At 69.0% G+C, this 21,085-nt stretch carries 11 protein-coding genes; 8 read left to right on the top strand and 3 right to left on the bottom strand.

The window, feature by feature from the left end; translation table 11 throughout:
* Window positions 1-49: 49 nt before the first annotated feature.
* From GZ998_RS07990 to GZ998_RS13335, 3 genes are read right to left on the bottom strand one after another with little or no spacing between them, the layout of a single operon-like run.
* Window positions 50-937: a hypothetical protein gene (locus GZ998_RS07990; RefSeq protein ID WP_308807189.1), complete on the bottom strand. Its 888-nt coding sequence runs from the start codon at window positions 935-937 to the stop codon at window positions 50-52.
* Complete coding sequence (locus GZ998_RS07985; protein ID WP_161923577.1) at window positions 934-1,680, bottom strand: CDP-alcohol phosphatidyltransferase family protein; 747 nt, start codon at window positions 1,678-1,680, stop codon at window positions 934-936. The genes GZ998_RS07990 and GZ998_RS07985 overlap by 4 nt, the downstream gene beginning before the upstream one ends.
* Window positions 1,681-1,726: 46 nt before the next feature.
* Entirely contained in the window at window positions 1,727-4,537 is a 2,811-nt protein-coding gene (locus GZ998_RS13335; protein WP_219109538.1) for a LuxR C-terminal-related transcriptional regulator, read from the bottom strand.
* Window positions 4,538-4,973: 436 nt separating this feature from the next.
* Between GZ998_RS13335 and GZ998_RS07975 the strand changes: the two genes are divergently transcribed.
* The 8 genes from GZ998_RS07975 to GZ998_RS07940 all read left to right on the top strand — a co-directional run bounded on the left by GZ998_RS07975 (window position 4,974) and on the right by GZ998_RS07940 (window position 21,085).
* Entirely contained in the window at window positions 4,974-5,618 is a 645-nt protein-coding gene (locus tag GZ998_RS07975) for a TetR/AcrR family transcriptional regulator (protein WP_202616301.1), read from the top strand.
* 1,817 nt (window positions 5,619-7,435) lie between these two features.
* Complete coding sequence (locus tag GZ998_RS07970; RefSeq protein WP_257505601.1) at window positions 7,436-8,911, top strand: sugar transferase; 1,476 nt, start codon at window positions 7,436-7,438, stop codon at window positions 8,909-8,911.
* Complete coding sequence (locus tag GZ998_RS07965) at window positions 8,911-9,351, top strand: adenylyltransferase/cytidyltransferase family protein (protein WP_219109537.1); 441 nt, start codon at window positions 8,911-8,913, stop codon at window positions 9,349-9,351. The genes GZ998_RS07970 and GZ998_RS07965 overlap by 1 nt, the downstream gene beginning before the upstream one ends.
* Window positions 9,348-15,155 (top strand): fibronectin type III domain-containing protein, encoded by a 5,808-nt coding sequence (locus tag GZ998_RS07960; protein ID WP_219109536.1) that lies wholly within the window; start codon window positions 9,348-9,350, stop codon window positions 15,153-15,155. Before GZ998_RS07965 ends, GZ998_RS07960 begins: the two co-directional genes overlap by 4 nt.
* A 109-nt stretch (window positions 15,156-15,264) precedes the next feature.
* A complete protein-coding gene (locus GZ998_RS07955; RefSeq protein ID WP_161923573.1) occupies window positions 15,265-16,227 on the top strand; it encodes a MoxR family ATPase in 963 nt (320 codons plus the stop codon).
* A gap of 18 nt (window positions 16,228-16,245) precedes the next feature.
* Window positions 16,246-17,535 (top strand): DUF58 domain-containing protein, encoded by a 1,290-nt coding sequence (locus GZ998_RS07950; protein WP_219109535.1) that lies wholly within the window; start codon window positions 16,246-16,248, stop codon window positions 17,533-17,535.
* Window positions 17,532-19,808: a transglutaminase domain-containing protein gene (locus GZ998_RS07945; protein ID WP_219109534.1), complete on the top strand. Its 2,277-nt coding sequence runs from the start codon at window positions 17,532-17,534 to the stop codon at window positions 19,806-19,808. The genes GZ998_RS07950 and GZ998_RS07945 overlap by 4 nt, the downstream gene beginning before the upstream one ends.
* Window positions 19,808-21,085, top strand: coding sequence for an RDD family protein (locus tag GZ998_RS07940; protein ID WP_219109533.1), 1,278 nt, complete (start codon window positions 19,808-19,810; stop codon window positions 21,083-21,085). Before GZ998_RS07945 ends, GZ998_RS07940 begins: the two co-directional genes overlap by 1 nt.

The raw sequence follows: 21,085 nt of genomic DNA, 5'->3' as shown, positions 1-21,085 counted from the left end.
CTTCGGCGCGGCGGCTGCACTCTCCCAGCGTCGGCCATGAGCCCGCCGGTCAGCTGCGTAGCGCGGGCCTGAGTGGGTCACGTACCAGTCCGGAGCCCAGGCGCAGCTCCTCCACCAGCGGCTGGTCGGGGCGCTCGAAAGTCATGGCTTGATCCGCCAGGTGTATCGCCAGCTCCGGGAAGCTCGAGTACGCCGGGGCGATGAAGTGCTGGGAGGAGGCCAGCAGGTACAGGTCGACGATTGCCGAGCGCACGCCCGCAGTGGTGTTGTAGCCGCCCTTGTCACTAAGGGCGACGCAGCCGCCGAACCGGCTCATAAGGTGTTCCTGCGCCTCGGTGGTGTCACATGACAGGTAGAAGCCGACGTCGGGGAAGCGCTCGCGCACTGCGCGCATACGCTGCTCGAACCACTCCACCGGGGAGGACTGCAGGGTCTTGGCGTGGGAAACTGCGTGGGAGCGTACCTGCACCCCCACGTAGCGCCGCCCGCGCAGCGAGTCGTCAAAGACTCGCCCGACCCGCTCGGCGATCGCGTCAACCGGCGTGAGGGCACGGAACTCCTCGGTCCACGGGCGCATATCGGCGTCCCAGGTGATCGGCTGCCCGCCGGAGCGGATCTGCCACAGGCGCTCCCCGCGCATGGCCCCTGTGATCGTCGTGGCACCGGGACCGTAGAAGCGGTGGATCGGCGAGACGGCCCGAGACGCCCAGCGGGGAACGCGGCGCCCGGCACTGAAGTGCCAGAGCTCATCCATGGCCGGGCCGAAGTAGCGGTCCGTCCCCCACACGTAGAGAAGTTCGCGCCCTTCTCGCTCGGCCAGGACCTGCGCCGACAGCAGCGCCCGCACCCGGTTGCCGAGGCCGTCCTGGCGGCCGGTGTAGACCAGCAGCGCCTTGGGGCCGGCAACCAGGCGGAGAGGGGACAGTAAAGAAGTCACCGTTGGCCTCGCAGTTCCAGGTACCATTTGGGCAGTGCCAGGAGCACATAGCCCGCGTAGCCGATGAGCATGAGCCCGTACACCCACAGGAACGCCGTCGGCACGAAGCGCAGCGCCAGTACCAGGCACAGCAGTCCGTAGTCGGTGGGCACGGAAAGCAGTGACTTCAGCACACCCGCGCGGCCCTCGTCCTTGGCCAGCGGCGTGCCGCCGGCGTAGCGCAGCTGGTAAGTGAGGATGTAGCTGAAGAAGTGGATGTTCTGTACCGCGCCGAAGGCCAGCGGCACCAGTAGCAGCGCCGGCGTCGGCAATTCGCCGAAGCGGAACAGCCCAATGGCGATGGCACCGTGAATCGTGGACAGCTTGATCACGTCGGCCACGTGGTCCAGCCACTCCCCCGCCTTCGAGCCGCCGTGGCGCAGCCGCGCCAGCTGGCCGTCGGCGGAGTCCAGCGCGTAGCCGAGCATCAGCAGCAGGGATGTGGCCACGCACGCGAGCAGGGACGGACTCCAAGTGGCCAGCAGCACAATGCCGGCATAGGTGCAGCAGGCGGAGATCGCCGTCACCTGGTCCGGAGTCATGCCCAGGCGGTGCGCTATTGCCGCCAGCAACCGTCCCACCGGCCGGTTGACCAGGCGCGAGTACAGCGGTGCCCCCGCCTTCGCCTTCTGCGCCGAGGCCAGGGAGCGGAGGTTCTCCCGGATCGTGGGACGGGTGCCGGCCTGAGGCGCCGAAGCACTCATACAAGAGCTCCAATCAGTAGTGCAACAGCGTAACAAGCTAGCACGCTCAGCCGTCGACGAGGCCGTGTGCGGCAAGCGCCTTGGGCAGTTCCCGGCGCCCGGCAATCCCCAGCGCGCGGTAAACACCGGTCAGGCGCAGCTCGACGGTGCGCACCGCCATGTACAGTTCGGCGGCGATCTCCTTATTGCGTTTGCCTTGGGCCGCCAGTCGCGCGACGCGTAGCTCCGTGTCAGTCAGCACCGGGGCGAGAGGAGTCGGCCCCGGCACCGCCCAGGCGTGCGCGTCCTCCGCCGTGCGACGGGCGACGCGCCGCCAGAACACGATGCCATTTACGTCAGCGAGCTCCGCGGCGCGGCCCTCCAGGACAGCTGCCGACGAAGAGGCATCGGTGGCGACTGCCAGTTCGGTGACATCCAGCCCGGGGCTGCGCCTAAGCCGTGCAGCGCAGGCCATGTGGGCGCGCACCTGCTGGACCGCGTTGCCGGACCAAACCGTGTCCAGGACCAGGCCGGAGATCAGCGGCACCGCCTGGGCGTCGTCGGCCAGCAGCACAGCGAGCAGCCGGTCATCGGGGTCGGCCTGCAGGGGTTGTCCGGTCCGCGCGCTGAGCCAGTCCGTCAGGCCGGGCACGCGCTGCAGCAGCGCGGGTTCGATCAGCACCATGTCGATGATGCTCGACCAAACCGCGCGCAGCCGTTCCCGCGGCACGCGCGCCGCGACTACAGGGCCGAGCAGGAGCCCGGCCAGAGTCCCGTCGCCGTCGGCCAGGCGTGAGGCAGCCTCAAGCACGCTCACCCACAACTGCTGCGGTGAGGCACTCGATCTGGGCAGTGCGTGTGCCATGGCGGAGCGCCAGGTGGATACGGTGGCACTGCCGCCGAACAGCATGGCGCTGTGCGCAACCATTGTCATTCCCATGCCGGCGAGTCCGACCCGTAACGGGACTCGGTAGCAATCGCCCTCCAGCTCCTCCTGCTCCGGGCGAGTCCAGCCCCGCCTGGCGGCCAGTACCGCCCGGACAGCCACCGCCTGGGAGTCGTAGAACGGGCTGACGCCGTCGAGCAGTGCCAGGGCCGAGTCCACCACTGCGGGGCGTTCGTCCGGCGCCTGCGCCGCGACCATCAGCGCGCATATGACGGCCTGCGCCCATTTGGCGACGTCTCCCCGAGGCGTGTCAGCGGGAATAACCGCGGACGTCCCTTCGCCCAACAGCTGCGCAGCCTCATCGGGTCGTCCCTCTACCCGGGCCAGGAGCGCGCGGGCCAGGACGAGCACATCCGCGGCGGCCGGGTCGGCGGTCCCGGCCCCAGCGGCTTGAAGCAGCTGGGCCGCCGCGCGCAGATAGTGCCCGGGGCCCTCCACCTCACCCGCGATGTACTCCTGGGCGACAAGCAGGACCAGGCAGCGCGCGGCATGCGCGGGGGCCGTGGCTCCGAGTTCCTGGAGACGCGCAACCAGCCTGCCGTCCTCGCCCACGCTCAGGCCCTCACAGCCGCGCGCAGCGATATAGCCTGCGATGACATCCGTCTCCTCCTCGGGAGACATCCCGGGCCGTCCCATCGCCTCGTACAGGCGGGAGGCCGCGGTCAGTGTGCAACCCAGCTGTAGGGCCAGCTGCCCCTGCAACCGGCCCAGAGCGGCCGCATGAGCGGGCGGCGCACTGTGTCCCGCGGGCTTTCGGCCCAGGGCCTGGATGATCCGCCCGGCGAGGCTGAGGCTGCCCCGCTGCAGCTCGGAGTCGGCGAGGGCGAGCAGGCGGTCCCGGTCATCCGCGTCGGCCGTCCCAGCGTTGACGCGGTGCCAGGAGCGCTCGGGGCTGCCAGCGGCATAGGCGTCCGCCAGCGCGGCGTGCAGGTCACGCACTGCCTCGCGCGTCGCCGTCTCGACGACGGCGCTCGTAGTCACAGTTGGGAGCTCACGGGCGGGATCCGTGCCGGGCAGCAGGTCCGTCGGACCCTGCGGTGGCTCCGTGCCGGCGATACTGCGGACCACGTCTGCGTCAGGAACCAGCTGCAGGTGCAGGGCGACCAGCGCATCGCGCTGCTCCTGGGGCAGGGCGTTGATCTGCTCGGCGACTGTGCGGAGTGTCTGCGCCGATGCTGCCGGCATACGCTGGGGAAGTTCGCGTCCCGCCAGCTGCTCCCCGGTCAGGCTGACTCCCAGCGCGCGGATATCCGCGATCCGGCCTTCCGCACTGAGGCAAATCCGGCCCGCCACCGCGGGGTCCACGTAGACCCCGGTCTCGGCGACCAGGAGCGCCCTGGCGTCGTCGGGCTCCAGCCTGCTTATTGACATGGAGAAGCAGGGCGGGACCGCAGGGGCCACGCTGACGCCTTGCGGGACCAGCACCACGATCGCCACCGGGGTGGCGGCAATCGCCGCCGTTACCTGCCGCAGGTACCCCGCGGGGAGGTCCTCGCACACCCGGTCGGCCACAATGGTTATCAGCGTCGGACGCCGGCATGCGGCGGCGAAAGCGCCTGCAGCCTCTGCCCGCGCGGGGAAGCTCGACGCGTCCTGGACCGCATTGCGCAGGCGTTCCAGCTGTCCACGCAGGTGGGTATCCTCGGGGTCCGAGCACAGGTCCTCAAACACTTGGTTGACGGAGGCGATCAGCAGGGCATCCGCGAGGCCGAGCTCAGGACGAGTGAGCAAGAGCGCGGCGGCCACGGCCACGTCCACCTCAATGACGTGTACATCTTGCTGGAGTCCAGTCACGTCAGCCGCAAGCGTGGGACCGAGTGACCAGACACCGGGGACTGACGGCGCCGCAACCAGGCACAATGAGCCCAGGCCGCGGTTCAGGCGCTCCGCAATCTCGCGCGCGATGAGGCGCCTCCGACTGAGTGCGTGCACATCGTCTCCTCTCGGAAGCCATGGCGGCGCCGCTACGACCCAGGAATGTCGTTACGCTAACACTGCCGATGCGTTACTAGGTTGTCACCCTAGCAGGATTGCGCCCGGGACTCACATCGACACGGCCGGGCGCAGCCCCCGCACCGACCGGCCTTGCCGCCACGCGCCTGAAGGCCTCGCCGTCTGACACCCTCCGGCCGCCGAACCGGCCACGACCACGCCATCTCCGCAGGTCATGGCTAGCGTGTTGCATAAAGCTCGCAGTCCCGCCCCACCCCGGCCAGGACCGACGTCGCATGCTAGACTCCGACTGCTACACGCGGAAGCCTAACCTGACTGTTTGCAGGTTGTTACCAGCGTTTCCGTCGGCGTAGCCGCCACCCCGACCCAAGCCCGGTCCGCACCGGGTGAGCACATATAAGCAGTGATGAGCAGTATGGCCTCCAAGCGCACCCGGATGAGCGCGTCCGAGCGGCGCGAACAACTGATCACCGTCGCCCGCTCCCTGTTCGCCAAGAAGGGCTTCGAGGCTACCAGCATCGAGGAGATCGCCAATCGGGCAAAGGTCTCCAAACCGGTGGTCTACGAGCACTTCGGCGGAAAGGAAGGCCTCTACGCGGTCATCGTGGACCGCGAGCTCACGGCCATTTACACCACCATCACCCGAGCCCTGGAGTCCTCCTCCTCTGCCTCGGTGATCGTTGAGCGCGCCGCGCTGGCCCTGTTGACCTACATCGAGGAATCCTCCGACGGGTTCCGCATCCTGTCCTCCAACAGTTTCCACGCCACGGCCGACAACCACGGCTCGGACACCTACTCCACCCTGCTGGCCGACGTCGCCATCCAGGTCTCCGGCCTGCTGGCCACGCACTTCTCCGCCCACGGAATCAATCCGCGCACCGCTCCGCTGTATGCGCAGATGCTGGTTGGAATCGTGGCGATGCCCTCACAGTGGTGGCTGGACAACCCGGCGATGAGCAAGGAGGAGGTCGCCGCTCACATGGTCAATCTCGCGTGGAACGGGCTGCGGGCTATGACCCCCAATCCAACGCTGCGCGGTACCCCCGAAACCGGCGCATAACCCCGCACGGACCAGACCCACCCGCCCCGCCAAAGCATTCCAGGTCCTGCCGACTCCGATCCGGAGACGCCACCCCGCAGCTTGTACCGGGATCAGCGCCTGGTGCTCCGCGCTTCACAAGGGGTTCCACCGCACCCGCAAGAAACCACCACCGCCCCCTCCGGGGCATCCCCACCGCACCCGCAAGAAACCACCACCGCCCCCTCCGGGGCATCCCCACCGCACCCGCAAGAACACCGTCACCACCCCCCTCCGGGGCATCCCCACCGCACCCACGAGAGCACTCCCACCTTCCCGACGCCCCACGCTCAGAAGGGACGCTCCATGAATCCGATCCACCGCTCGCTGCCGCTCGCGCTCCCTGCTTGCGTTTAGCAAGCCGACCCCTGGGCAGTTCCGCTTTGAGGGCGAGGCGGAGCCTGAGCGCCACCCCCACGGCGCCGTGCGGGCGGCGTCGGCGTCGGCCGCTACAGACAACCACGTACGGACCACGCCCAAGGCGACGTGCGAGCCACGCGCTGCTGCGAGGGGCCGCGAACCGAGCCGACTCGCTCGCGCACCCCCGGGGGTGACGGACGTTGATCTGGCCCCTGATCGCCGATGTCAGACTCGCTCGCGCACCCCCGGGGGTGACCCCCGGGGGTGACACATCGGCACTTCCCGCGCGGCGGCACAGCCCCAGCGTGACGGCACGGCCCCCGCGCGACGGTTCGTACCTTTGCACCGACGCTTCGTACCTTTCGGCGACGCTACGTACCCCTACGGTACAACCGTCACCACAGGGTACGAATCGTCGGCCAGAACGTACGAACCGTCGCCACGAGGTACGAACCGTCGACCAGAACACGCAATCAGCCGCACCAGCACAGACCCAAGCACCAACCACCGCTCCCCGCACGCCGCAAGCGCCGCTCCCCGCAGGCCAACCCACCCAGGCTCAGACACGCATACGAACCAGCACCCGGCGACGCACGACACCCGCAAGCCAGATGAGCTAGCAAACGAACCAGTCGGCAGCCGCCTTCGGGATCGCAGACCTCTACCCGGACCGCCGCAGAGGCAGTCGCGACGATCCAACTAGACAAACGCGGTCCAAGCGAAGAGACACGGTCCAAGTAAGCGGCTGGGCGAGCCAGGCTGAAGCTGGCAGCGGGAGAACGAGCACGCGCAAAGAAGCACTACCGCTGGCACACGGGGACGCAGTCGACAGGCCCATTGCCTCCCAATCCGCCGCCTAGCACAAGCGGCGGGTACGCGGTCCAAGTGGACGGACGCCGTCCAAGTAGGCGGGCCGGGGAAGCACTCTGGGAGCACTGCGCAGGCGGCGGTACCCTGAACGCCGAAGGATTACGAATCACTGTCGATTGTAACGGAAATGTTGCCCAATGTGACGCACGACCCTCATATGCTGCCGCTCAGCGATGCCGACCACCAATAATCGTCTCAGAATTATCACATCAACCGCGTGCACATGCCCAGTTCTTTACATTCTGCACCCCCTATCTCCTACTGGCGACGCCAGGCTCATCCGCACTATCGTGCGGATCACGGACCTGTCGACGCGCCACCCCGCCCGCGACAACCGCGACAGCGGAGCCGTCACGGATACACATTCAAGAACCAATTCCTGTGTACCTGTTCACGTTCTCCCCCACCGACGGAAACTAGGTAGTAGATTGGTCGGGGAGCTCGACGAAAAAGCCCGCGCTCAGCGCCAACCACAGCACGACGGCGGACTATGTCGGGACTTTTAGCAGCCCTCGGCGCTCCCGTCACAAGTTCCTTCCAGCTACGGCAGTAAAGTCATTGGAGTCGTCTTGACCAGCCCGCTCAGCGCAGCCCCCACCCCGCAGCCCGCTGGGCAGCGGGAGCGGTCCGGCGGCAAGGCTCGATTTCTGCCGCCACTGGAGTCCCCACTGTTCACGGCCTGGCCCACCATGCGTCAGGACCTGCTGTCATGGGTGTTCCTCGGTGACCTCACTGCCGTAGTGCTGCCGATCTGGGTCGCCGCCATCTGCCTGCCCTGGGAGCCCCTGCGGCTGCTGCACGCCTTCATCGTCGGCGCACTGATGGTGGCGATCGCCTGGATGGCAGGGGCGCTGGGGGTCGACGTCGTGGACCAGGCCCGCTCGGGCGCCGGCCGCGTCACCCTGGCCGCTGCGGTAACCGCTCCGGTGGCACTCCTACTGGCCCAACTGCTCACTCCGCAGCTTTCGGCGCTGTCTGTGCTCGTGCCGCTGTGCGCCCAGCTGACCCTGTCCCTCCTCGGCAGATACACCGAGAGTCGGTGGCTGCGGGCACGGCGCACGGAGGGGCGCGGCCTACGGCGCACCCTCATCGTCATGGGCCCCGGCGCCGAGCCCATCCTGCGCGACCTGCGCTCCCACCCCGCGGACGGCTTCCTCATCGTGGGCTACGTCTCCTCCAGCACCAATCGCTCCCATGCCGCCGCCCGCCTCGGCAGCGTGGAGGAGACCAGCGCGATGATCACCTCCGAGCGCATCGACGTCGTTATGACGCTCGGGGGCGTGAGCCCGGACGACCTCGTAACCCTCATGCGCGGCCTGACCTCAACCGGTGCTCGGCTCGTGGTCGCCCCCGGCCTGCAGGACGTGGTTCCGGGGCGCATGCGGGGACTGCCGGTTACGCACGGCTGGACCGGCCTGATCGACGTGAGCCTGCGCCGCACCCGCCTGCTCGCCAAGGAGATCTTCGACCGGACCGCAGGCACCGTGCTGCTCGTACTCTTCTCCCCGCTCTTGGCTGCGGCCGCCATCGCCGTCCGCCTGGACTCCCCCGGCCCTGCCTTCTACCGCCAGACCCGAGTGGGCCAGGACGGCGCGCCCTTCACGCTCTGGAAGCTGCGCTCGATGCGAACCGACTCGGACGCCCGTCGCGAGGCCGTGGTCAAGGCCGGCGGTGACGCGGGCAACGAGGTTCTGTTCAAGAATCGAACCGATCCGCGTATCACCCGCGTGGGCCGCTTCATCCGCCGCACCTCCATCGACGAGCTGCCACAGCTGATCAATGTGGTGCGTGGCGAGATGAGCCTGGTGGGCCCGCGCCCGGCGCTTCCCAGCGAGGTGGCCGAGTACGACGCCGAGGCCCGCCGCCGCCTTCTGGTCAAGCCCGGTCTTACTGGCCTGTGGCAGGTATCGGGACGCTCGGACCTTTCATGGGACACCACGGTCGCGCTGGACCGGCACTACGTCGAGAACCGGGGCGCCCGCCTGGACGCCAGCATTTTCCTGTCAACCTTCAAGGCCGTCGTCGGCGGCAAGGGAGCGTACTGATGATCACCGGATACGTACCCGGCGGCTTTGACATGCTGCACATCGGGCATCTCAACATCCTCAGCGCGGCCGCCACCCGCTGCGACCGCCTGATCGCCGGCGTGGCAACCGACGAGTCCCTGGAGCGCATGAAGGGCCGCGCCCCGATCGTCCCCCACGACGAGCGCATGGCGCTGGTTGCCGCGCTGCGGGTCGTGGACGCCGTGGTGCCGGACTTCGACCAGGACAAGCGCCTGGCCTGGCAGCGTGAGCCCTTCGACATCCTGTTCAAGGGTACTGACTGGCAGGGCACCGAGAAGGGCGACCTGCTGGAGCAGCAGATGGCAGAGGTAGGCGCCACCGTCGTCTACCTGCCCTACACGCCCACGACCTCCTCCAGCATGCTGCGCCGCATGCTCGCGCAAGAGGTAGCCTCCCGCTCCGGAGCCACGACAAGATGAAGGGCCTACCCGCACTGATGAAGCCACGCCGCCTGGGACGCCGGGACCTGTCCCGGCAGCGGCGCAGACGCCTTTCCGCCGCCCTGGCCGTCCTGGCAACACTCACCCTGGGAACAGCCGCCTGGATGCATGACGGCGTCCCGCAAGCGGACGTCTCCCTGAACGACGGCGGCATATGGGTCACCAGCACCACCGAGCATCTGGTAGCCAGGCTCAACTACCCGTCAAAGCAGATCGACGGATCCATCCGCACCGCATCGGCGGACTTCGACGTCACCCAGAGCGGCGAGAACGTGCTGGTGCCCGACCTGGCCGCGGGCACGGTCGCCTCAGTGGATCCGACCGCGGTGGCGCTGTCCGCCGGTACACAGCTGCCCAGCAGCGTGAGCGTGCTCCAGGGCGCCGATCGAGTCTTCGCCGTAGACTCTGGCGCCGGCACGGTCACCGGCACCACCGTCGGCGCCGTTGACCTACTGACGGCCGCGCCCACCCTGATCGAGGACGCCCCCGGAGCGGTGGCCGTGGCGGGCACCGACGGGTCGCTGCACGCGGTCTCCGCCAAGACCGGCACCCTGACTACCGTTCCCGTCGAGGCCTCCGGCTGGGGCAAGTCCTCCACGCGCACACTGAACCTGACCGATGCCACGGACCTGACCATAACCGCCGTCGGGAGCCGCGCCGTGGTCCTGGAGCGCGGCACCGGCATCCTGCACCTGCCCGGAGGCTCCACCACGGACCTGGGGGCCTCGGGACTGGTACTTCAGCAACCCGGCCCCGACGCGGACGCGGTCCTGGTCGCCTCTCGCACCGCCCTGATGTCCGTTCCCCTGGACGGCTCGCCGATCACCACCGTCCCCGCCTCCGGAGACGACGAGGCCGCCGTCGGCGTACCCGCCCAGCCGGTGCGCCTGGGTGACTGCCTCTACGGCGCCTGGTCCGGTTCGGGGCACTTCCTGCGGCAGTGCGGAGGCGACACCGAGTCCGTCAGTGACGCCGCCCTGGCCTCCTCCTCCCGGCCCGTCTTCCGCGTCAACCGGGATGCGATCGTTCTGAACGACATCACCCACGGCACGGTATGGCTTCCCGATGAGAACCTGGTGCTGGTGGAGGACTGGACCGACATCACCTCCCAGACGGATGACCAGGCAGACGACAAGGACGACTCGGCGGAGACCTCCGACTCCCAGTCCCAGCCCGAGCGCACCGAGGAGAATCACCCGCCGCAGGCCAATGACGATTCCTTCGGGGTGCGTCCGGGCCGCTCCACGGTGCTGCCGGTGCTCGCCAACGACTCCGACCCGGACGGGGACGTACTGACCGCCGAGGCCGGTGACACGGGCACGGCTCAGGTCGCCTCCGCCCAGTCCGGGCTGGCGCTGCGCATCGACACCCCGCCGGACGCCACGGGCACCTACACGATCCCCTATACCGCGTCGGACGGACGCGGTGGCGCCGATTCCGCCGTCGCCACGGTGGAGGTCCACGACTGGAGCGTCAACGCGGCGCCCGAGCAGACCTCCACCCCCACACTGGTGATCGCCGCGGACGCCTCCGGCTCCCTGGACGTGCTCGGCAACTGGCTCGATCCCGACGGCGACACCCTCTACCTGGTATCCGCCCAGGGCGAGGGCTTCGACGTGCGCACCACCAACGAGGGCACGGTCAACGTGCGGGACACGATCAGCACGCCGGGTACCCGCACGCTCACCGTGGTGGTTTCCGACGGCCAGCAGGCCGCATCCGGGACCATCAACGTGGACGTGCAGGCAGCGGAGTCCGTCGCACCGGTGGCCAACGCCGATCACGTGCGCGTGGTCTCCGGAGCCTCCACCGTGGTCTCCCCGCTGGATAACGACGTCTCCCCCACAGGCGACCCGCTGATCCTGGCGGGCTTGCAGGAGGCGCCCGCCGGGACGAGCCTGGAGGTGAACCAGCAGGCCGGCACCTTCACCTTCACGGCCGAGCACGCGGACACCTACTACATCACTTACGACGTCACCTCCGGCTCAGCCATCTCCCACGGGATCGTGAGGATCGACGTCGTCGAGCCGGCGGACCCGGATGTGCCCCCGGTGACCGAGAATGACACCGCCCTGCTGCGCGAAGGCGGCTCCACCACGGTGGCGCCGCTGAGTAATGACTTCGATCCGGCCGGCGGGATCCTGGTGCTGCAGTCAGCGAGCGCACCCTACGACTCGGGCGTCACCGTGACCGTCGTGGACCACTCGCTGCTGCAGGTGTCCGCGGCCGGAACGATCGGGCAGAGCGTGGAGGTGGAGTACACCGTCTCCAACGGGACCGCCTCCGCCACCGGTCACATGACCGTCGTGCCGGTTACCACCGCCGCGCTGCAGATACCCATCGCCGGCGCCGACTCCGCCATTGTACGCGTGGGGGACGTGGTTACCATCTCGGTGCTGGACAATGACACCTCCCCCTCGGGCCTGGCGCTGAGCGTGGCCGATGAGCTCGGCGTGGCCGGCGCGGATCTGGGCACCGCCTGGACCAGCGGAGACGTGGTGCGCTTCAAGGCCGCGGATACTCCGGGCCGCACCACTCTGTCCTACACCATTGCGGACACGGCCGGGCAGACCGCCTCCGGCCAGATAGACATTGAGGTTCGCGCGCGTGACGACGCCGCCAACGCCGCCCCCAGCCCGCAGAACCTGGAGGCGAGCACGGTGGCCGGCTCCGCGGTGACGATCACCGTGCCGCTGGACGGCATTGATCCCGACGGCGACTCGGTGAGCCTGGTCGGGCTGGACCAGGCCCCGACGTCGGGAACCGTCGAGGCCTCCTCCACCTACCTGACCTACACCCCGCACGAGGGCACCAGCGGCACCGACACCTTCACCTACACGGTGAAGGACCGCTTCGAGGCCCGCTCCACCGGGACCGTGCGCGTGGGCGTGGCCGCGGCGCCAACCACGAACACCGCCCCCGTAGCCACCGACGACCTGGTGGTGGCCCAGCCCGACCGTACCGTCGTCACGGATGTCGTCTCCAATGACTTCGACGCCGACGGCGATCCGCTCACCCTGGATGACACCCCCGTCAGTGATGACCCGGCGCTCACCCTGTCCGTGCGCTCCGGGCGCGTGGTGGCCGAGCTGCCCCGCGAGGAGGGGGTCTACACGGCTCACTACCGGGTCTCCGACGGGGAGGGAGGTATCGACGTGGGCACCATCACTTTCCAGGTGCTCGTCGACGCCCCCCTGCTCAGCCCGATCGGCGTGGACGACTACGTCACGGTGGACCAGGTGAACGCGGACGGTATGGCGCTTGTCTCCGTGCTGGACAATGACCAGGATGCCGACGGCTCCCCCTGGGACCTAACCGTGACCACCGCGGACGCGCAGGCCGAGGTGATCGACTCCTCGATCCAGGTCAGCGTCGGAAGCGAGCAGCACCTGGTGCTGTACACGATCACCGACCAGGACGGGTTGACCGGCAATGCCGTTATCGTGGTGCCATCGCGGCAGGACCTGCGCCCACGACTGGACTCGACCGCAATCCCGGTGCGCATTCCGGCGGATACCACCACAGCCGTGAACTTGGCCGACTACATCCTTACCCACGCTAATACCACCCCCACTATCACCGACGCCTCCACGGTGCGCACCGGCACCGGCCTGGACACGGCCGCGGTCACCAATGGCGGTGAGGGCCTGGACCTGACACCGGCTGAAGGCTTCTCCGGGCAGACGTCCGTGACCCTGACGGTGACCGACTCCGCGGGGGACGCCGCCCTGTCCTCCACCCTCACCCTGCCGGTGGTGGTGGAGGCAACCTCCAACACGCCTCCCGTATTCACTCCCACCGGGATCTCGGTGGCCGCAGGCGAGGATGCGGTCACCGCGGAGCTGTCCACCATGACGCAGGACGCCGACGGCGACGAACTGTCCTTCTCGATCGGCTCCGCCCCCGTTGGCTTCACGACGTCGCTTTCCGGCTCCACGATCACGGTAGCCGCCGACGCCGGCACGGCCGTGGGAACCACCGCCGCGCTGCCGGTGACGGTGGACGACGGGAACAATGAGCCGGTCACCGGCGAGCTGCCGCTGCAGGTCACCGAGTCCAGCCGGCCACTCATGACGACCGCGCCGGCCACTCTCTCCTCCGACGGCTCCCCCGTGAGCATCGACGTCGCCACGCTGGTAACCAACCCGTTCCCTGATCAGCCGATCACCTTGTCCGGCTCGCCGCAGGTCACCTCCGGCACGGGAGAAGTGACCGCCTCCGGAACCACCCTCACGATTACCCCCGGAGCCGGCTTCGTCGGCCGCCTGGTGGTGGTCTACGAGGCACTGGACGCCACCGGCTCCGCCGCGCGCGCGGTAACCGGCACGGTCACGGTTACAGTCACCGCGGTGCCGGACGCCCCCACCGGCGTGTCCGCCAGCCCATCCGGCATCAGTGCCATGAACGTGTCATGGACACCGGGAGCGGATAACGGCTCGCCGATCACCGGGTATACGCTCACCGAGACCGGCGGGGCAGGCTCCTGGAGCTGCGCCGGATCCCCCTGCGCCGCCACCGGCCTGACGCCCGGCGGCACCTACTCCTTCCAGGTGGTGGCCACCAACGCGGTGGGCGCCTCCGCCCCCTCGGCCGCCTCGGCCCCGGTGACGCTGACCGTCACCCCGGATGCACCCACCGGCGTTAACCTCAGTGGCGGGAACGCCTCCGTGACGGTCTCCTGGGGCGCCGCCGCCCCCATCAGCGGGGTTGTCATCACCTACGAGGTACAGCTGCTGCAGGACGGCAGTGTGGTTTCCAGCCAGGCGGTGTCCGGGACCTCGGCGGCGTTCCGCTCATTGAAGCCGGGCAGTTACACCGCCCGCGTGCGTGCGGTAGTTTCCGGCTCCGGCCAGTCCGCTTGGGTCTCATCCGGCGCAACGGCCACCGCCTACAGCGCCCCAGGTACCCCGGGCAGGCCCAGTGTGAGCTGGGACGGAAGCGGAAGCAAGCTGAGCATCAGTTGGGGCAGCGCTGCAGCAAACGGAAACGCAGTCACATACACCGTGTCAATTACCGGATCAGTGGTACAGACCGTTCAGGCCGGTTCCAGTACCTCAGTGACCGTACCGGTATCCCTGGGCACCGGCACGCACAGCGTTTCAGTCACGGTGAAGGCCGAGAACCAGGCGGGCTCATCCACCTCCGCAACCGGCTCAACGAGCTTCCGCATCACCGGCAAGCCCAAGGCACCGTCGGCGCCGGTGGCTGCGGCCAATGGCACCAGCCAGATCAGGGTGACCACGCCCTCCACTCTCGCCGCCGATAACAACGGCTGGCGTGCAGGCGAGCTGGAGATCGAGTACCGGCTCGTCGACTCCGCCGGGAACCAGGTAAAGGGCTGGGACGATGACAACACCTCCTTCTCCGGCCTGACTCCCGGCGCCACCTACTACGTGGAGGCGCGTGTGGTTGTCGATGACCAGGAGTCCATCGCCTCGGCCACGGTGCGTTCAAACGCGGTCACCCTGCCCAAGCCGTCTGTTGCAGTCGGCACCCAGAAAACGTTCATGATCAACACCTCCGTCCCCGAGTCCACTTGCACGCAGCAGGATCTCAATGAGACCGGCTTCGCGGCGAATCGCTGCTGGAAGATCGTGGTAGACGTGTCGGGCTTCAATCCTGACAGCACAGTTTCTTGCAACTACGACTACCGCGATACCGCAGACGGACAGACCAAGAACTACACCGGGTCCTTCACGGTTGACTCCCAGGGCGGCGGCCGCCACGTGTTCCCCCACCGCAGCCCGAACGCTGATCGACAGATCACCTGCACGCAGCAGTAGATCATGAGTCATTCATCTATCCAACTCGGTTGCGTCACAGACGCAGCCTGTGGTCTCCGTGCAAATTACCATGACACGGACCGAACCTCATTAAGGAGAACCCCACCACATGTCCATGACCCAGGAGAACGCGACCTGGTTCGCCGAGACCTTTAACAAGGTAGTAGACAATGTCGGCGAGGCGCTGCTCGGCAAAAAAGACGTAATCCGACTGGCGCTGACCACCATGCTCTCCGAGGGACACCTCCTGCTGGAGGACGCGCCCGGCACCGGCAAGACAGCCCTGGCGCGAGCCCTGGCGGCCAGCGTGCAGGGCAGCCACTCGCGTATCCAGTTCACCCCGGACCTCCTGCCGTCCGATATCACCGGCGTGACCATCTTCAACCAGAAGACCACCGCCTGGGAGTTCCACCCGGGTCCGATCTTCGCCTCCGTGGTCCTGGCCGACGAGATCAACCGGGCCTCCCCCAAGACCCAGTCGGCCCTGCTTGAGGTGATGGAGGAGTCCACGGTCACCGTCGACGGCGTCCGCCACGAGACCGGACGACCCTTCATGGTCATCGCCACCCAGAACCCGGTGGAGCAGGCCGGCACCTACCGCCTCCCCGAGGCGCAGTTGGACCGCTTCCTGATGAAGACGTCCATCGGCTACCCCAGCCGCGAGGCCCTGACCCGCATCTTGGCTGGATCAGACAAACCCGACCGGTCCCGCGGCCTGGACACCGTGATCACCTCCGGCGCGATCGCCTCCATGGCTGACATCGCTGCCCAGAACCACGTGGAGGACTCGATCTTGGACTACATCGGCGCCCTGGTGGAGGCCACCCGCGAGTCCCCCGACACACTGCTGGGTGTGTCCACCCGCGGCGCCATCGCCATGGCACGCGTCACGCGCGTATGGGCCGCCGCCCAGGGGCGCCCCTACGTGCTGCCCGATGACGTCAAGGAGCTGGCGGAGGTGGTGTGGGCGCACCGACTGGTCATGGACCCCGACGCCGAGTTCTCCGGTGCCACCGCAGCCGGGGTGATCACCCGCGCCCTGACCGACGTCTCCGCCCCCACTACCCGCTGAGCCCGCGAACGAGACCCCATGACCAGCTCGGCCCCGACCTCGCAGGCATCACCCGCCGTGTCCGTCCTCCAGACCGCGCTGCGGGCCTGCCGCCGTGCAGCTACGCGCCTGCGTTCCGTAACCGCTGAACTGCCCGGTCACCAAGCAGTTGTGGCAGTGACTCGCGGCGCGGGGGTGGTGACGCGCACGGGCTGGGCCTGCGTGATGCTGCTGGTCCTGGCCGCCGCCGGCGGGTTCCGGCTGGGCTGGCAGGAGGCGTGGGCGGCCGCCGCGGTGCTTGGCTCCGTCGTCGCCACCGCCTGGCTCTGGCTGCTGCCACGCGGGGGCCACACCGTCTCCCACGACCTGCTGGAACGGCGCGTCACCGTGGGTGACAACGCGATTGTTCACCTGTCGGTGCGTAATCCAACCGGACGCCTCCTACTGCCCACCCGCATGGAGATGCCCGTGGGCACCGCTGGAGCGGTGTTCGCGGTGCCCACGCTGCGCCCGGGTGCGGAGCATGAGCGTGGCTTCATCCTGCCCACGGCCCGCCGCAGTGTCGTCACCGTAGGACCGGTCGTCTCCGTGCGCTCGGACCCGGTGGGGCTGCTGCGCCGCGAGCGCAACCACACCGAGGCGCAGCTGGTGCACATCCACCCCCGCACCATCCGGCTGGGAGTCACGCTGCGCGGCATCATGCGCGACGTCGAGGGTGCCGTCACCCAGGAGCTGTCAAGCTCGGACGTCTCCTTCCACGCCCTGCGCGACTACGTGCCCGGAGACGACCGGCGCAACGTCCACTGGCGCACCACCGCCCGCACCGGCAGGCTAATGGTCCGTCAGTTCGAGGAGACGCACCGGGCGAGCCTGCTGGTGCTCCTGGACACGCTCCCGGACGTCTACGAGACCGATGAGGACTTCGAGACGGCCGTATCCGTGGCCTGCTCGCTAGCGTTGAACGCAATTGCCGACGGCCGGGAGGTCTCCCTGCTCACCCAGGCCGGGGCACTGCCCACTATCACCGGCCTGCGCATGCTAGACGCCTCTTGCCTGCTGGAGGAGACGCCGGGCGCGTACGGCTGCGACGAACTGGCCCGCCACGCCACCACCCGCCACTCCGAGGCCTCCGTACTGGTGCTCGTAACCGGCCAGCGTTGTGATGACTCAGTGCTGGGGCGCGTGCGCACCGCCACCCCGGTGGACACGGTGGCGATTGCACTGCGCTGCGGCTCCCGGCCGCTGGGGCGCCATGCCCTGAGCGGGCTGACCGCGTTCGACATCGACCGCCTGGAGGCACTGCCCCTGGTGATGCGGGAGGCTGTATGAGTACCTCGCGGGCTAAGAAAGGCCTCTACCAGGCACTGATCACCGTGCTCCTGCTGATCGGCACGATCCCCTTCATCGTCCCCTTCGGCTCCATAATCGGTGTCGCGGTCGGTGCCTGTGCCGTGGCCCTGGGCGTGTTGATCGGCCTGGTCAGCGCCCGCGCCCGGCTGTCCGCCCTGCCCACGCTCGCCATTACGGCGGCCGTGCACGTGCTGCTGGCTCCCTGGCTGCTGCCGGATGTCGCCCACGATCTGAGTGGCGTTTACGAGGTCCTGGCGGCCACGGTGACGGTGTGGCGTGATGCGCTGACCCTGCCCCTGCCGCTGACTGCTTTCTCCGCGATGACTACCCTGCCGTGGCTGACGGGCTTGGCCTGCGGCGTGCTGGCGACCCGTGCCGTCTACGCGGGACGGCTCCACCTGGCCGGGTTCACGGTCCTGGCGGAGGCGGCGGTCGCCATCGCCTGGGGTGATACGGCCACGCCGCTGCCTGCCGTGGTCGGCGCGGTACTGGCTGCTGGCGTGCTGGGACTGTGGGCGCTGGCGGCGCAGTGGGGCCGGCACGACCAGGTAGCCGAGGTCTTGGAGGAAACCGATGCGGGCGTGACCACAGGGGCGCGCCGCGGTGCCGCCCGTGCAGGGGCGCTGCTGGCGGCCATCACGCTCGTGGTCGCCATTTCCGCGCCCGCCGCCCCGCACGCCCGCGCGGTCCTACGCGACGCCTTCAGCCCGCCGCTAGACCTGACCGAATACGCCACTCCTCTCTCCCTGGTACGCACCCTGGAGACGCAACTCGCCTCCACCACGCTGATGACGGTCTCCGACCTGCCCGACGGCGCCCGGATCCGTATTGCCGCACTCGACTCCTACGACGGCCTGTCTGCGCGCATCAGCCAGGCCTCTGGGCGCGGCGCCCATTTCCAGCGCATCGGTCGGGGCACGCCACTGGTGCCGGAGCCCGATTCCGGCGCTGCTACAACCGCTTCCGGGAGCGGGCCTGGCCCCACAACCGTCACATTCGTCCTGGACGGCTACACCTACCCGTGGGTACCTACTGTTACGGACACGCTGTCCATCACGCCCGCGGGAGCACGGGCAGAGGCTATCAGCGATTCCCTCTTCTACGACACCTTCTCCTCCACCGGTCTGGTCACCGCCAGGCTGGCCGCCGAGGACGTCTTGACTGAGGACGTCAAGGTTCCCGCCACGCCGTCGGACGCCGACCTGACCCAGCTGTCGCTGGCGGACGTCAGTCTTGGCTCCGTGGAGGACGTACCGGCCTCGGTTCAGGCGCTGGCACGCTCGCTGGTCGGCTCGGAGTCGGAGCCGCTCAACCAGATCCGCGCCCTGCAGCGGGCGCTGCGCACCGGCTACTACTCCGACGGCACCAAGACCCCCTCAGAGCCCGGCCACGGTGCGGCCCGCCTAGCCGGCATGGTCGCCGCCGACTCCCTGGTGGGCGACGACGAGCAGTACGCGGTGCTCATGATGCTCATGTGCCGTTCACTGGGCATCCCGGCCCGGGTGGTTATGGGCTTCGACCCGACTACCGACGGGGACGCCACCGACGTCACCGGGGAGGATGTCAGTGCCTGGGTGGAGGTGGCCTTCGAGCAGGTCGGCTGGGTGAGCTTCGACGTCACTCCCGAGCGCGACCAGGTGCCGCAGCAGCAAAACGCCCGCAAGGTCTCCAATCCCGAGCCGCAGGTGCTGCAGCCGCCGCTGCCCCAGCAGGACCCGGCCGAACTGCCTCCCGTCTATGAGGACGACAACCGGGACGGGTCGGAGGAGGACCGGCCCGCGGGCCTGCCCACCGCAGTCGTGGCGGCTATTGGGGCCGCCGCGGGCACCGTCCTGCTACTAGCGGCAATTCTTGCCGCCAAGGCGCTGCGACGGGCCAGGCGCCGGCGCCGCGACGGCGTGGAGCGGGCACTGGGGGCCTGGGACGAGGTGGTTGACCGGGCGCTTGATCTCGGTAGGCGCACCCCGGCCGGACTGACACGCAGGGAGGCCGCGGCGCGGCTGGCGGCCGGTTTTCCCCGGGCAGACCTGCCCCGCTTCGCGCGTGCGATCGACGCCCAGGTATTCGCCGCCGGGGACCCATCATCGTACGATCTGAACCAGATCTGGGAATCAGCCGACGCCATCGTTCCGGTGATGGCATCCGACCGTCCCCGGTGGCGCCGCCTGCTGGCCCGGCTCTCGCCGCGGTCGCTGTTTCGGCCCGCCGGACGTGGGCGGCGGGCACGTACTTCGAGGAGGACAGGCTCGTGATGACGACTACTTCAGCATCACGTCGTGCCAGGAGTGGCTCGGCGGCACCCGCCCCGCCGGGCACCGGCGCCACCAGGAGCCCCTACGGTCGTGTCGGCACGGCCACGCCTGCGCCCACCCGTGCCGGCGCTCCCGCCCCGGTTCGCGCACGCGTTCTGGCCGGCCTGATCGATCTGGCCGCCGGCGCGGCCATGAGCGGGCTGATCGCCGCCCTAGTGCGCCTAGTGGCCGGCGTCGGCTGGGTGGCCGCCCTACTGCTGGCGGTCGTGATCGTGCTGGCGGTGCGCGAGGTGGTGCTGGGACGGACGGGCTGGAGCCTGGGCGGACGCGCGCTGGGCGTGCAGCTGGTCTCGGAGCGTACCGGGCGCCCCGCGGGCCTGGCGCTGTTCCTCCATGCCGACCTGACCTTCATCTGCGTGGTGCCGACGCTTGGCCTCGGCGCCATCGTGCTCATGCGCACCGCTGCTGCGGACCCGCAGGGACGCGGCTGGCATGACCAGCTCACGGGTGTGAGGCTGATTCAGCAGCGCACGTCCCGCGCCCCCCAGCCGACCGCGGCCACGCCCCCGGACTCGCGCACCGCCCGCGCCGGCCGGCGCGGTCCGTTCTCCGACGGCCGCCTGGCATTCGCGCCTTCCGGCAGTCCAATCATGGAGGTGGTTGACACTGTCGACAGTGCCCGGGCCGCGTCCTCCGCGCTGAACACCCGCTCCGCAATCATCGACTCAGTGCCCTGGTCCGCCGTGCCGATGCCGCTGGACTCCACCACCAATGACGCTCCCACCGCACCCGGGGGCGCGGCTGCGGACACGGCCGGGGCCCACAACTCCCATGCGGCCGGCCCCTCCCAGCCGGTCCCGGCACCTGATTCTTCCCCCGATTCCTCCGGCAGCGCGCCGGGGACACGACGCCGCAGCCACACCCATCACCGCAAGCCCGAGCCGGAGACAGTGGGCATCCGGCTGGTGCCCATGGACGGCGGGTCGCCGATCCTGCTGACCGCCCCCGCGGTAGTGGGCCGGGATCCGCAGAATATCTCCGACTACCCGCAGGCGACGCGCGTGTCCCTGGCCGATGCGAGCCGGTCCGTATCCAAGACCCATGCCGCCGTCGCACCTGTTCCCGGTGGCCTGTGGGTCACTGACCTGCACTCCACCAACGGCACACGCATAGACCAGCAGGGCACTATCAAGCAGACGCAGCCCGGGGTGCCGGCACCCGCCCCGGTAGGGTCGGTGCTGCTACTCGGTCGGGCCGCGTACCGCATCGAGGGCTGA

The sequence above is a fragment of the Actinomyces sp. 594 genome, from assembly GCF_019325145.1.
Lineage (GTDB): Bacteria > Actinomycetota > Actinomycetes > Actinomycetales > Actinomycetaceae > Actinomyces.
The sequence above is the reverse complement of the archived record's forward strand: the minus strand, read 5'-3'. Positions and strand labels throughout refer to the sequence as shown.

What these genes read in the sequence shown, in the direction of transcription:
- GZ998_RS07985 (WP_161923577.1), bottom strand. Translation starts at nt 1,680, where the DNA reads ATGAGTGCTTCGGCGCCTCAGGCCGGCACCCGTCCCACGATCCGGGAG.
- GZ998_RS07975 (WP_202616301.1), top strand. Translation starts at nt 4,974, where the DNA reads ATGGCCTCCAAGCGCACCCGGATGAGCGCGTCCGAGCGGCGCGAACAA.
- GZ998_RS07965 (WP_219109537.1), top strand. Translation starts at nt 8,911, where the DNA reads ATGATCACCGGATACGTACCCGGCGGCTTTGACATGCTGCACATCGGG.
- GZ998_RS07960 (WP_219109536.1), top strand. Translation starts at nt 9,348, where the DNA reads ATGAAGGGCCTACCCGCACTGATGAAGCCACGCCGCCTGGGACGCCGG.
- GZ998_RS07955 (WP_161923573.1), top strand. Translation starts at nt 15,265, where the DNA reads ATGTCCATGACCCAGGAGAACGCGACCTGGTTCGCCGAGACCTTTAAC.
- GZ998_RS07950 (WP_219109535.1), top strand. Translation starts at nt 16,246, where the DNA reads ATGACCAGCTCGGCCCCGACCTCGCAGGCATCACCCGCCGTGTCCGTC.
- GZ998_RS07945 (WP_219109534.1), top strand. Translation starts at nt 17,532, where the DNA reads ATGAGTACCTCGCGGGCTAAGAAAGGCCTCTACCAGGCACTGATCACC.
- GZ998_RS07940 (WP_219109533.1), top strand. Translation starts at nt 19,808, where the DNA reads ATGACGACTACTTCAGCATCACGTCGTGCCAGGAGTGGCTCGGCGGCA.